We start from the raw sequence: 13993 nt of genomic DNA on the forward strand, positions 1-13993 counted from the left end.
GATTGCCCATAATTGCAATGCCGTAATAATAAGGGTTTCAGGCGTTTTTATTCGGGGTGTTTGACTGGACATGATATCAGACAAAAGAAAACGGCAGTGTATTAAGTTTTGCCAATCGCCCTCAAACCCTTACTGTTCCCTGTTCCCTTATTACCAAGGATTACCAATTAGGGTAAAGGAACTCCAAAAATAAGGATGGCTGTAGTTTTGGTTAATCGACGCCGGAAAATCAGGGGGTAGAGGAATACTACTCTTAGTCGTGATTAAGCGATCGCCTTCTCGTTGCACTTCACCTCTAAGCATTGCCAGTTGTGCCTTTCGCAAGGCTTCAGCTTTAGTGGAACTTTGCTGAAGGTTTTCATAAAATGTGGTCATTAGTCCTAGTGTCCCCTCATCGCTAACATACCAGAGACTACCCAACGCTGACTTGACGCCAGATTGTACTGCCAACCCCGTAAATCCTAATTCCGCTTCCTCATCCCCTAACGCTGTGCGACAGGCACTTAAAACCAACAGTTCCACCGTCGGTTTATGCCAATCTAACTGCCACATCTGATCCAGTTTGAGTTTATTATTGTCCCACAACTGAATGTAAGAGTTGGCAGGTTTCCCCGGTTGAAATTCGGCATGGGTGGCTAAATGCACAATACCATACGCCACTTTTCGGCGTGCTTGCTTGAGATTATTTAAGGTAAACTCTTCATTCAGAAAGGATTCACCTTGCCACACTTGATCAGCAATCACCTGTAACTCAATGGGAACACCAGGTAAAGATGCCTTATCCCGAAACTTTGAAGCCCCCATTGCCAACACCGAATCATCTCTGACATCTTGATAACGAGTATCGGTGAGACTGAGGCTAGGCATTAAGCCAACACTATAGTTTTCAATGATAAACTGCTCACCATCATACAAGGCGGCAATGGGTATGGAACGCAACCCTGTATCCATAACGAATGCCAAATGCTTGATGTCTTGCGCGGCTAAATCGGCAGCGATGGGTTTAATCAACCATTGATACATTTGGTAAGCCGGTGGCAGATAGTTCTGGTCATCGATTACATTGGTTACCGTGCGACGAAATTGATCTGCCATTTCCAGAACTTCCGCTCTGGTTACATTAACCGATCGCCGAATCGGTTGTCCATCAGCAGAAATGAGAATTAACTCCAAGCGATCGCTCGGTTGCGGGGTTAGCGATCGTAATAAACTGGTATTATTGGGCGCAACATCTGCACCTTCAGGCACAGAAGTAATCGTTTGCGGGGCAAATACCACATAAATCACCGCCGACTTTACCCCTGTCGCTGCTTCATTATCGCGTAAGATTTCTTGGGTTTGTTCTAAAGTAATCCCCGCCCGTTTCGCCCTGCCAAAATATTCCTCATAATCGCGACTGAATAAGTTATCAATCTCCATCACCCCAGATTCGTCCTTTTCAATCGGGGATTGACTTTGATTTGAATCGGCGGTGGTTAAATCAACCGGGTTAACTGGGATATCACGGGTATCATCAACGCTAATAATCTGAATATTACCTTCAGTGTGGGTAAAGGGAAAGGATTGGAAAGGGGCGATGGTAAACTCACCACTGGTAATGGCAGCAGCTGTGCCGTTAGTTGTGGCATCCCCCACATCAAAGGGGATAATTCCGCCTCCCCCATGACGAATCGTGATATCGCCGCCACCATTTCCACCTGCTGTAGAAATGCTGGTTTCCCCACCATTGTAGGAAAAACTACCTGTTGCCCGAAAGACGCGATCGCTCTCTATCTCAACATTACCCCCTCTACCATTACTCCCCCCCTGGGCGTTAATCGAACTCACCTGGATATAGTCTTGGGGATCAAGCGTCACGTCACCGCCATCACCGATATTGCCACTGGAATTGATTTCTCCTGCATCAATACTCACCTCAGCATTAACTACAATATTACCGCCAGTCGTTGCCGAGGAATTTAGATTACCGCTATTCACCCGATCCTGATTACTGGTGAGATGAATATTACCGCCAACCGTCGTAATATTACCCGTGGTTAGGGTATGGTTTGTTGCCAGTTCAACCGCACCTCCAGACGTTTGCACATCTTGCAGATTAATTGTGTCAATTCCTGTCGTATGCTTTAGACTAGCTGCCCTAATCGAATCATTCGCCGTGAAGTTATTGGCATTAAAAATAGTCAGATTCCCCAGTGGGTTACTTTCACCAACACCATCGGCAAACGCGATATTTCCCATTCCCGCCGCCGCTAGGTTTAGATTAGCCAAACTACCGTTACCGTTGAGCCTATTATTAAACCGGATATCACCGCCATTTGTTCTCAGGAATGTATCGCCAGTTAGGATAGTTGGAGTATTAAATTCAATCGTACCATTCGCTGTTGTCACCTCACCCGCGAAATTCAGCGGATTAGCACCATTGAGTTGAAAATTTCCCGTGAGATTAATCCGGGCTGTTGTCGGGATATCCAGACTATTACCGAGAATAGTTAGATTACCGATTCGGGTATTGCTTCCTACAGTTTCTGGCAATTGAACTTTACCTGTTTCTGTGATTAGAGTCAGGTTTTCCATTCCACGACTACCATCAATGCGATTAGGTAAAAGGATATTGCCTGAATTCGTACTTAGAAGACTATCACCCGTCAGCGTAACTGCACCATTCAAGTCAATCGTGCCAGTTGTTGTAGTAATACTCCCCGCCAAATTCACTGGAGTTGTGCCATTTTGCTCAAATCCTCCCGTCAAGTTAATGGTAGTAGCGAGATTTAAACCCCCATTAATCGTCAGGTTATCCAGTGGGCTAATAGAGCCAATGCGATGATCAAAGGTAATACTATTCGTACCAGCAGACAGTTCGAGGTTATGATTTCCGTTAAGCGTGTTATTAAATAGAATAGTACCCGCACCACCTGTATTAAAGACAGTATCGCCAGTTAGGGTAATCGGTGCATTTAATTCTAGATTGCCATTCGTCGTAATTTGACCCGCTAACTCCACCGCTTCGGTGATATTTAATTCTAATCCGCCCTCCAGGTTAAGTTCAATAGTGTCCGGGAGAGTCAAGGTACGACTAGAGATCGTGATATTACCCATCACGTCAAAATTAGCAGTTTCCTCGATAATTACCTCGCCACTTAAGCCCTTATGTTCAATCGTCAGGTGATTTGTATTGATATTACCGTCTAGAGTAATATTACCGCTTTGATTATGGGTTAAACCATCACCTGTATCCAGAGTAATATTAATATCTCCCGAACCTGTATCCAGTTCTATTCCATTTGCCAATACGATGTCAGCCTTACCGCTATCTCGCTGGGCATCAACCACTCCATTTGCCAGAGTTTCGTTAGCAATTAGATTTAAATCACCATTATCTGTAAAAATATCAGCATTAATCATAATGCTGCGTCCGGCTTGAAACGTGAGATTGCCCCCATTGCCGCTAGGATTATTGATAATCAGGGGATTATCGGGAGTAATAGTAATATCATTATTGGCTTGCAGCACAACGGCTGTACCCGTATTTAGAGTACGTTGTAAAAAATAGGGAGAGAACGTTACCGAAGCACCGGCGACATTAGCAAATGTTAGATCTGTGGGAACGCCGACGGTTACTCTACCATTACCTTCGTTAGCAAATTGTACCCAAAACGTCTGATTAACTGGGTCATTAACAACTGTACCCAAACCAGCATTCAACTGACGACCAATAATACTATTTTTATCGCTGATACTATTCGTTCCATCCCAAGTTTGTCCAGTAATTCCATCTACCCAAGTCGCTGCCCCAATATCTGTTCCTTGATTATCCCAGTTGGGGCTACTGACCAAATAATGAAGAATGTTTAATTCAATAACGCCACCACTACCCACTTGGTCATTCGCCAAGTTTCCCACTAAACTGTTGAGTTCGCTTACCTGACCAATAATGTCGGTTGTGCCATCGCCCCAAGTAACAGCGCCCCGGTTATTGTTCCACTCTGGGCTACTAATCACATAATTCCCATTACTCAGGGCTGTAACACCGCCACTACCTATCCGATCAAAGGAGGCTGGAGTCCCAACCAAACTGTTAGTCTCACTCACCACACCAATAATCTCGGTTGTGCCATCGCCCCAAGTGACAGCTCCCTGATTATTGTTCCAGTCGGGGCTGCTGACGACATAATTGCCATTGGCAAGGGCAATAACACCTTCAATCCTCGGAGAAGGAACAATGCCCATCGGGGGGACACCATTACCAACTTGATCACCTACTATACTCCCGACTAAGCTATTAGTCGCACGAACCTGCTCATTGCCCGTTTGCAGAGTACCATCTCGCCAAGTCACCGCTCCTCTGTTATCGTTCCAGTTTGGACTGCTAATTACATAATTCCCGTTAGTCAGGGCGGTAACACCACCACTACCGATGCGATCTTGGGCAAGGCTACCGACTATACTGTTATCTAGTCTTACTGAACCCGTGGTCAAACCGTTAATAGCATCAACCCAGGTGACGGCTCCCACATCCTGAACTGCCCCATTGTTCCACAGAGGGCTACTGACAACATAATTTCCATTGGTAAGCGCTGTAACGCCACCACCACCAACCTGATCACCAGTTTGAGTGCCAACCAAACTTTGGGTCGCATTTACGACTCCTGTCGTCCCAGTCATACCATCACCCCAGGTGACGGCTCCTAGACTAACGGTTGTCGGATTGGCTTCCCAGAAGGGGCTGCTGACGACATAATTTCCATTTTCCAGTGCAGTTACACCGTCAAACCCATTTTCGACAAATCCCACAAGATTATCCGGGTTACCACCAACTAAACTGTTGATCGCATTTACCTCTCCTATAATCCCAGTTGTGCCATCACCCCACGTCACGGCTCCTTGTCTACCCCCCCAAAACGTGGAGTTGACTACATAATTACCATTGTTTTTGAGCGCCGTCACACCATTAAGACCAACCTGATCACTTGCTTGAGTACCAACTAAACTGTTGGTTACATCTACTTCTCCCGAAATCCCAGTTGTGCCATCACCCCACGTCACCGCCCCCCTGGTATCATTCCAGTTCGGGCTGCTGACAACGTAATTCCCATTACTGAGGGCTGTAACACCACCACTCCCCACTTGGTCATCAGCCTGAGTGCCAACTAAACTGTTAGTGGCGTTAACCTCTCCGGTAATTCCGATTGTGCCATTACCCCACGTCACCGCCCCCCTGGTATCATTCCAGTTCGGGCTGCTGACAACGTAATTCCCATTACTGAGGGCTGTAACACCATCACTCCCCACTTGGTCATCGGCTTGACCCATCAGTGTGCTAAGTAATGCTCCAGTTGAACCATTAAACAGGTAAACTGCACCTGCATTATCTCCACCCAAGTTATCCCCTGGATTAGTGACTGCCACATTTCCCGTACTCAATGGCACAATGGCATCACCAAATCCAGAACCATTGCCTGGATTGGGATCAACCAGGTCAAACTGGGGAATAGCGCCTACACTATCGTCAATTATGATATTTTTTGGATCGAGTAACAGCGTCCCAGCCAATCCATTTACAGCCCCCACATCAACAAGACCTGTCATCGAGAGTGTATTTTTACCGGATACTTCCACAAAACCGCCGTCACCGCTAATGACACCACCTTGCGCCTGAATCGTACCGGAAAATTGAGTGTGTTGGTCAGACCAAACAATCGCCTGTCCTCCGTTACCAGTGGTCAGGGCGTTGGCGTTTAAACGACTGCTATGATTGACGATTGTATTTTGGGCATTAATGGCATTTGACGTTTGTCCCTGAAAATCACCACCGACTAAAATCTTTCCACCGCCACTGTTACCACTAACATCAATATCAGTCGCCAATAACTGAACCGTCTCAGCAAATAAATGGACTGTACCGCCCACCTCTCCTGTCGCCTCAATGTCACCTGAAGTGGTTAAGACTGTATTAGCATTACCCTTAAATTCAATGACCCCTCCCTGTTGAGAACCATTTGCCCGGGTTGTTGCGCTAGCGGTTTGAATGACTGTGCCTGTAGAATTAACCTGAATTTCCCCACCATTTCCCTGGTTCCCGGTTGCACTCAGTTGTCCCGTGTCCAGGAAATGATCAGTTTGAACCTGAATATTACCCCCATTCGCCCCATCAGCCGTAATCTGACCCAGATTATCCACCCTAGAACCAACAACATGAATTGCGCCCCCCTGACTCGTATCGGTGGTTGATACTTGCCCAACGTTAACAACTTGACCGCTATTCCCCGTCAGTAAAACAGGTAAATCGAGGGGATTAATTGGCAATTGCTCCCCAGTGGCGGAGCGAGGCGGTGTAATCTCTAACGAGAGGGGGCTTCCCGGTTGACTAATTCTGAGCAAATTCTCACCGGGTACAGCCGCGATCGCAACTTGTCCTCCTGGTGCTGTCAGTTGCCCTGTGTTGGTAATACTACCACCCGCTAAGGTTAAGTTCTGACCTTCTCCCACCTCTAGATTGCCGTGATTAATAATTGCTGCTGATTCAGCCAAGTCAAACGCTAAGCTTGTGGGACTCCCGATTAAATTTTCATAACTATTCTCACCAAACGCATTAAACCAACTCTCAGCACCAAAACCAATCCCCGTTGCTGTGGTTGCAGTAAAAGCAGCCGGGACATTAAGTTGGGCATCAGCGCCGAAAATGATCCCCGCCGGATTCATTAAGAATAGATTAGAATTTCCCCCAGTGATCTGAATTAGACCATTAATCACAGAGGTATCTCCGCCAACTACTCGTCCCAGAATGTTGCGAATTTGGGGATCGGAGATAAAGTTGGCACTTTGCTCTGGAGAAAGTCCAAATTGATCAAAGCTATGGAAGAGATTTGCGCCATCTCCCGAAAGCGTTCCACCGTGGATATCCCATCGGTTTCCCTCTGGGGTAACTCTGGTGTCAGTACCATCGGCTGATGGGGTAATGGGTTGAGCCTGTGCTGGGGGAATTGAGTCCAGCCAAGCGATCGCTGATTGTAAGGTGCGATCGCGCTTAGGAAACCGTCCTGTTTGGGGAAAATTTAGGTAGGGAATTACGCCGGTGAGGACAACACCGACAAATAAGCAGCGAATGCACAATGGGATAGGTTTCATCGCTGGTTCCCCAATTCGGTAGAACTTGCCAAATCCAGCATACTTTATATTCTCGTCTCAAAAATAATGGCTCAGGATTTTCCCTTCGCTGTTTTCCCCTAGTCTACAGAGATAGGGTATAACGAAACTCAGTTATCTTCAGGAGTTTTACTCGCTAACTCTAGTTTGACGAATTTTCTTTAAAAGAATAAAAATATCGACGCCACGTTGATCGGGTTAAACCTTAAACTTTGTAACAAAAATTTATTGACGGTTTGGTCAAGTTTGGCTACATTACTATGTCATTAAGCTCTAAAGAAAATTAATGGAGTCCTGAACCCCAAGCATGATTACATCATTTCCCGCCTTCTTGTTAGGGCTACAGGAAGCAGAGGGAACTTTTAGCGCAACGTTACCTTATCGAAAACTTGAGGAATTTATTATGACAACACCCTTTATCGGTCAAATTGCCATGGTTGCTTTTGATGTGGTTCCCGATGGTTGGTATCTTTGCGACGGTAAACTACGTAACGTAACAAGTGGTGAAAACGATGTTCTAGCTACAATTTTGGCAGGAAAGTACAATCAGCCTGGTGATCCAACGCAAAGCGTTTTTCGTGTCCCTGATTTAAGAGGTCGCGTTCCTCTGGGGATAAACCCGATGGGAGGAAATAGTGATAATGATCGCAACTCCTATGGCTTGGGTGATAAAAGTGGATCAGAGCAGGTTGAATTAACTCAAGCGAACTTACCAGAAATTCAAATGAAATTAAAAGCGACGAATGCTGACTCCAACGAAACCAGTCCGAGTGGATCTGCCCTTTTGTCGAAACCGAGAAGTAGCATCTATGCTACTGGAGCGACTAATTTCGTGGAAATGGACTGTATTTCTAGTATCGGTAGTAACGAGAACAACGCCCACAATAACCTGCAACCCTACTTAGCCATTAACTTTATCATCGCTTACCAAGGAATCGATCCACGCCCCTAGTCGTATGACTCAGCTAAAATAGGGCTTTGTTTGTAGTGAGTACTTTAGTACTCTAATACCTAGCGGAAGAGGGCTAAAGTTCCCTCACTACGAAGCCAATCTATATCAGTATTTCAGATGAGTTAACGCTGAGTTATTTTTTTCGTCAATCTCGAACCAAACCCCACTGCTCCCAGTGCAAAGATACCTAGAATCGAAGCAGGTTCGGAAACTTCTGTATGGGGTTCTTCAAACGCTTCTTCTACTTCAATGTTGTCAATAGCAAAGCTATTAACCTGAAAGCCAGGTTCTTCGCTGGGATCATCAGAAACAGGTGCATCTATTCCTTTAAACTCAACACTACTCAAGTTACTCCACTGCTGGTTAAAGGTTACGGTTTGAAAATCCTCTAGAGGTCCACTCCCATCAGTCACACCATCAAAGGAAATCATTGTTGTAATTGAACCGCCTCCGGCTAAAAAGCCAGTTAATTCAACCATTTTGGCTTGATCCTGGGGTACTCCCCATTCGGCTAAGTCCAAGCTGAGTAACGAAAATGGAGTTCCGTTTACTTGAGACATGGTGACAGGATTTATAAACGGCTCCAATGTGTCGTTGTCTACTAAATTCCGGATTACAAAATAGGTGCTGTCATTGTGTGCCTCAAATACATTATTCGCTAATGCATACTGCGTTTCACCAGGGAGAGTTGGCTCAAATAAAAAATCTTGCGACGTTATCGAGGATAAAACATCTTCATTATTATTAGGTTCAATCGCATTATCTTCAAAATCAATAACCAGTGCTTGGGCGGCTGGACTGCTTAATACGGCAATTAACGTAGCCAGAGCTGTCGTTAGTGATAATTGGCCAATGACCTTTGAATGAGCCATGATAAAATGTATATCCCAAAAAAATCAAACTAAGTTGTGGAGATGCCTAGCCCTGATAGAAATCAAGAAATATTGAATGTGTGGCAAGTCAATAGTTAAGCTGTTTTATTGTCTGAGAGATTATCCAGCTTTAATCTCGAAGTTTCCTTATTGTTTATCATTGCATCTTGCCAAGTAAAACTACAAGCGTTATAGCCATGATTTATGGAAAAAACATAGTCAAGATGACTTAAATAAAGTTGTGATAAACTTTGCTGCACGTTTAAAACTGGATTAGGAGTTAGATCGGACATTGTGCCGCAGCCGTTAATCGTCTGCTGGTCGCATCCATTTTTATTTTTCCAAAAACTATGTTTAACTAAGACTTCTTGGACTTTAGCTCTTAGCTAGATTCTGAAGCCTTGCCACCAACTGTTGTCAGAAAAGCTATCAACATTACGGTCGGCTTTTCTTTTCTTGAAAGAGTATTTATATCATCATGGAATGTAAAGAGGTATAAACGTTGCTCAACAGAGACGAACTAGCAGCACCTTGGATAAGGGTGTAATTTTACCTTCATCCTTTCATCCCCTCATTCCGGAATTCTGGAACTTAATTTTCGTTTTCAGGATAATTACAGCAGATTCCAGGTTGATGAGGTACTGTCTCTAAGCAAGATCCCCGACTTCTTGGAGAAGTCGGGGATCTGTCTGTGTACCGCTTTTCACTATCAAACCTTGGTAACCGTTTCCGCCTCTACATCTTGCAACTGATCCAAAGACTGCCAAACGGTTTGCAACAGCGATTCTAACCCTTTTTGAGTCACGGCTGAAATTTGGAACACGGGTACATGGGTTAAGTGATTCAGTTCAGTCGCCAGCAGTTCTACCGTCTCTGAATCAACAGCATCTATTTTATTCAATGCCAGAATTTGAGGACGTTCTGACAACCCCCGTCCATAAGCCTGTAACTCGGCTTGAATGGTTTGATAATCGCCAATCGGATCATCAGCCGTAGCGTCAATCAGGTGCAGTAATAAGCGCGTGCGTTCGATATGGCGAAGAAAGTCATACCCTAACCCGGTTCCCAGATGCGCCCCTTCAATTAATCCAGGAATATCAGCAAATACTGTACCATCACCTGTAGGTTTGCGAACCACACCCAAATTTGGGACTAACGTCGTAAATGGATAATTGGCAATCTTGGGGCGTGCCGCAGAAAGGGCAGCAATTAGCGTGGACTTACCCGCATTGGGTAAACCAATAATTCCCACTTCTGCCAGTAATTTCAACTCCAAACGCAAGCGGCGATACTCTCCAGGGAGTCCGGGTAAGGCATAATCAGGAGCGCGATTGCGATTGCTCAAAAAATGCTTGTTCCCTAATCCTCCCTTACCTCCCTTAGCCGCGCAAAAGGTTTGTCCCGTTTGGACTAAATCCCCGATAATTTCCTGGGTATCTGCATCATAGATAACTGTACCGCAGGGAACTTGAATCGTGCGATCGCGCCCATTAGCACCCGTTCGATTATTCGGTCCCCCGCGTCCCCCATTGTCGGCTTGGAAGCGATGGGCATATTTGAAATCAAGCAAGGTTTGCAGGTGTTCAGCCGCCACCAAAATCACATCTCCCCCGCGTCCCCCATTCCCACCCGCAGGTCCTCCCGCAGGCACATATTTCTCCCGTCGGAAGGCGACAATCCCATCGCCACCCTTCCCAGCTTCGACTTCAATTTCCGCTTGATCAATAAATTGCATTCTTGGTGATTGGTGATTGGTGATTGGGGATTAAGGATTGGGAATATTCTCCCCCTGTTCCCTGTGACACACCGAGCGAAGTCGAGGTGTTCCCTGTTCCCTGAGGAACTAAAAATATTTCGAGACATCTTCGCCCCGTTTATCTGCCAGATAAGATAATGCCCGGAAGCGCAAGCCGACTAACTGATCATAGAGGGGATTGATCTTACACATTGCCGGAATGTGGGCGACTTTGCGACCGAATAGGTTAACATCTCGTTCAAACGGACATTGAGAGGGGATAATATTACAAACAAATCGGGCAACTCGTGGGTCATGAACTTCCATCCCGTCGAGCCATTTACGTACAGGATGCAGAATATCCGAATGGGGATGGGGAGAGGTTCCTGGTTGCTGGGCGTCGTGGTGGACAACATCTGAGATATCCGTTCCTTCACCATCGTAAAGGGTATGCCGCAGGGAATTCAATGCCTCGATTTTCAGTCCTAGCGCTTCGCAGAACTCTTGCAGAACATTGTCTTCCTTAGCCGAGTAGATACCATCTGCCATCGCCACCATGACAGCCGTTCTGATAAAATTCTCGGCGGTATGGTCGTCGTGACCTAACGCCGCAGCCAGTTCTTCGGCAGAAATCGTTTGTTCAACCGACTGGGGATCTTTATCCACCTCCAGAAGTTCATGAGTCAGTTGAGAAACAATCTCTTTTTCTTCGGGATCAAAGTGACCATCAGCCCAAGCCACGGTACATAAGCCACGCAGCCAAGCGGAAATTTGGTCTTCGGTGTAGGGAGATTGAGTGACAGTCGTCATAATTATCTAGCAGGAACTCGACGAACATGATTGGAAGAGCGAACCTTGGCAGAGTCCTAACAGGCTGTAAACTAGGAGACTAAACGACTGGGGTTTAGTGACAACGGCATTACCCTACCAGGGTTGTAACTGGTTCCACTCTTAATCTTAACTACTACGGAAGATAAGTTCTGGTTACTATCGGCACAATCCGGCTGAAACGATTGGTAATTATTGAGTTCAAGGGTTTCAAAGGTCGTGGGGCGCACTCATCAAGCAGGATTCGCATAAGCTATCAGCGTTTCCTTTGCCAATTCAAGAGCTGCGATCGCTTGCTCACGCCGAACACTGGGAAAATGATCTAAGAATTCATCGAGTGGATCGCCAGCTTCGAGATAATCGAGCAACGTTTCAAAAGGTACACGAGTTCCAACAAAAACAGGGGTTCCTCCCAGGATGTCAGGGTCGCTATGAATAACACGCGCTGCGGTTTTCATGTCAGTCATTCCGTCATGTCAGTCATTCCGTATAGTAGGAGTTCCTCTGATCTTAGCCTACTGGCGTAACACAGCTAAAATTGGGGGATAGATTTTACGGTTAAATCGGCGGCATAAACCCATGACTTCTATCCAATTAAGTGGAATCTATATCTACCCGATTAAGTCAGCAGGTGGGATCGCACTCTCTACGGCTCAGGTGAGCGATCGCGGTTTACACTATGACCGACGCTGGATGTTAGTGGATGAAAAGGGTAAGTTTCTCACCCAGCGTCAGTTTCCCCGTATGGCGTTGATTCAAGTGCGGTTGGGGGAGAACGAGTTAGTCGTAGAAGCACCCAACCAGCCTAGCTTATCCATTCCCCTAGACTATGAAAGTGACCATCGCCTCCCGGTGCAAATCTGGAATGATATCTGCCAAGCTATGCCATTGGATAAAGAGTTCAGTCAGTGGTTTAGTGAATTTCTCGACATTCCCTGTCAGTTAGTCTATATGCCAGAGGACTCCATCCGCCCGATTAATCCGAATTATGCTGATCCCAGCGAATCGGTCAGTTTTGCCGATGGATTTCCCTTTTTGCTAATTTCTGAAGCCTCGTTGCAAGACTTAAATCAACGGTTAGAACAACCTGTTCCCATGAATCGATTCCGCCCCAATTTAGTGGTTTCTGGCTGTAAAGCCTATGCCGAAGACAGTTGGCGTCAAATTCGCATCGGTTCAATTCCCTTTCGTGTGGTTAAACCTTGTTCCAGATGTATAATTACCACGGTGGATCAATCTCAAGGTACACCAGGCAAAGAACCGTTAGCGACACTGGCAAACTATCGGCGGCGGAATGGGAAAATCTTTTTTGGGCAAAACGTGATTCAAGAACAGTTGGGAACACTTCGGGTAGGGGATGAGGTGGAAATTAAGCGTTTTGGTGAAAGGATTTGACGGCATTTGTACGTTCTGATAATAATGAAGATGATTTAACCCAATCTTCTTTAGAGAGGGGGGGAATTTCTCAACCCGCCCCGACTGTAACCCAAGATACCCACAGGCGGAGTTGATTACTTTGAAATGTTTGAGTGGAAGTTCGGTCAGCAAATAAGTCTAACTGTTGTTCTTTAATCCGATTTTCCATTTCACCTCTCGGACAGTATTTTTTAGTATAAAGTTGAGAGGGTGTAATTTGAGAAGGAGGTAAAGAAGTGATTACATGACGAAGCTCTAAGCCTTCACTACCATAAGAAACTTTAGTAACCACTCTTCTTTGACGACTCCATGACTTTTCAGTTTGATGATAAATAGAGCGAAACCAAGTTGCGTTAGAAACCAACTTTCTCACTTCGTCTAAGTCTTCATTTTTATAAAAAAGGCTATCTATCAATTCAACAACGGGCAATATTCAAGCCGATTCAAGGTACTCTTCCCAGCTAAAATGGCTGATGGGGATTCAGCAAAATCGAGTTTTTCCAAGGCGATCGCCAAAGCAGGATCATAGCGTAATTGGTCATGGTCATTGACATCTTCATAACCTAAAGCAATGCCGTAAACTCTTTGAGCAAGTAATTGATGAACTGAATAATCTATATAAGACAAATTTCGATAGTCTTGAAAACATTCTGCAAATCTTGCTGTAATTTTCAGTTTTTTATCTAATTCTGCTAACCAGACGATTCCCGCATTTGAAGTAATTTGACCGCCGTTAAAGTTATTAAGAAGTTCTTTGCCTTTTTTTTTTCAAACTTGAGGGGGAGATGTTTTGTTGGTGATAACTTAGTAATCATGACCCGGAAAGTTTAACTTTTATTATCACTCAATTATATCAGATTTCAAGACTTTTTTGTTTCTTGGGCTTGAGATTTATTTTATTTCAATGTCTAAGAATCGTTAGCGTATAATTTACGCTAGTCGGCTTTTAAATAAGTTTCTATTGTAAAAATATCCGTCTTAATTTATCTTTTCTGGCTTGTTAAGGAGGACTCGGATTTAGAGTATTGAAGGAACAACACACTGTTA

General features: G+C 45.1%; 7 protein-coding genes and 1 pseudogene. 2 read left to right on the forward strand and 6 right to left on the reverse strand.

The genetic code is table 11. The features are described from left to right. Positions 1–150 precede the first annotated feature (150 nt). The gene (locus RIB93_RS01050) at positions 151–7125 is read right to left on the reverse strand and encodes a CHAT domain-containing protein (RefSeq protein WP_446369447.1); all 6975 of its coding nucleotides are present in this window, start codon (positions 7123–7125) and stop codon (positions 151–153) included. Between the two features lie 421 nt (positions 7126–7546). Between RIB93_RS01050 and RIB93_RS01055 the strand changes: the two genes are divergently transcribed. After that, on the forward strand, positions 7547–8095 hold the full coding sequence (locus RIB93_RS01055) for a phage tail protein (RefSeq protein ID WP_446369449.1): 549 nt from the start codon (positions 7547–7549) through the stop codon (positions 8093–8095). A gap of 122 nt (positions 8096–8217) precedes the next feature. On the opposite strand, the gene RIB93_RS01060 is transcribed toward RIB93_RS01055, so the two are convergent. The 4 genes from RIB93_RS01060 to RIB93_RS01075 all read right to left on the reverse strand — a co-directional run bounded on the left by RIB93_RS01060 (position 8218) and on the right by RIB93_RS01075 (position 11988). Continuing rightward, positions 8218–8967, reverse strand: a complete 750-nt coding sequence (locus RIB93_RS01060; RefSeq protein ID WP_446369451.1) for a hypothetical protein — start codon at positions 8965–8967, stop codon at positions 8218–8220. Between the two features lie 709 nt (positions 8968–9676). Beyond that, a complete protein-coding gene (gene obgE, locus RIB93_RS01065; RefSeq protein WP_446369453.1) occupies positions 9677–10702 on the reverse strand; it encodes a GTPase ObgE in 1026 nt (341 codons plus the stop codon). A 108-nt stretch (positions 10703–10810) separates the two neighbouring features. Continuing rightward, positions 10811–11512, reverse strand: a complete 702-nt coding sequence (locus tag RIB93_RS01070; protein ID WP_446369455.1) for a Mo-dependent nitrogenase C-terminal domain-containing protein — start codon at positions 11510–11512, stop codon at positions 10811–10813. A 251-nt stretch (positions 11513–11763) separates the two neighbouring features. After that, the gene (locus RIB93_RS01075) at positions 11764–11988 is read right to left on the reverse strand and encodes a DUF433 domain-containing protein (RefSeq protein WP_446369457.1); all 225 of its coding nucleotides are present in this window, start codon (positions 11986–11988) and stop codon (positions 11764–11766) included. A 121-nt stretch (positions 11989–12109) separates the two neighbouring features. Here RIB93_RS01075 and RIB93_RS01080 point away from each other — a divergent pair, with 121 nt between their 5' ends. Continuing rightward, positions 12110–12925, forward strand: coding sequence for an MOSC domain-containing protein (locus RIB93_RS01080; RefSeq protein ID WP_446369459.1), 816 nt, complete (start codon positions 12110–12112; stop codon positions 12923–12925). A 94-nt stretch (positions 12926–13019) separates the two neighbouring features. On the opposite strand, the pseudogene RIB93_RS01085 reads toward RIB93_RS01080, so the two are convergent. Then, a pseudogene (locus RIB93_RS01085) lies at positions 13020–13714 on the reverse strand (transposase); the annotation flags it as partial. Between the last annotated feature and the right edge of the window lie 279 nt (positions 13715–13993).

Origin of the sequence: Coleofasciculus sp. D1-CHI-01 (genome assembly GCF_040218875.1) — a bacterium.
In the GTDB taxonomy this organism is placed as follows: domain Bacteria; phylum Cyanobacteriota; class Cyanobacteriia; order Cyanobacteriales; family Coleofasciculaceae; genus Coleofasciculus.

Coding starts and splice junctions, on each gene's coding strand:
- RIB93_RS01050 (WP_446369447.1), bottom strand. CDS start 7,125: ATGAAACCTATCCCATTGTGCATTCGCTGCTTATTTGTCGGTGTTGTC.
- RIB93_RS01055 (WP_446369449.1), top strand. CDS start 7,547: ATGACAACACCCTTTATCGGTCAAATTGCCATGGTTGCTTTTGATGTG.
- RIB93_RS01060 (WP_446369451.1), bottom strand. CDS start 8,967: ATGGCTCATTCAAAGGTCATTGGCCAATTATCACTAACGACAGCTCTG.
- obgE (WP_446369453.1), bottom strand. CDS start 10,702: ATGCAATTTATTGATCAAGCGGAAATTGAAGTCGAAGCTGGGAAGGGT.
- RIB93_RS01070 (WP_446369455.1), bottom strand. CDS start 11,512: ATGACGACTGTCACTCAATCTCCCTACACCGAAGACCAAATTTCCGCT.
- RIB93_RS01075 (WP_446369457.1), bottom strand. CDS start 11,988: ATGAAAACCGCAGCGCGTGTTATTCATAGCGACCCTGACATCCTGGGA.
- RIB93_RS01080 (WP_446369459.1), top strand. CDS start 12,110: ATGACTTCTATCCAATTAAGTGGAATCTATATCTACCCGATTAAGTCA.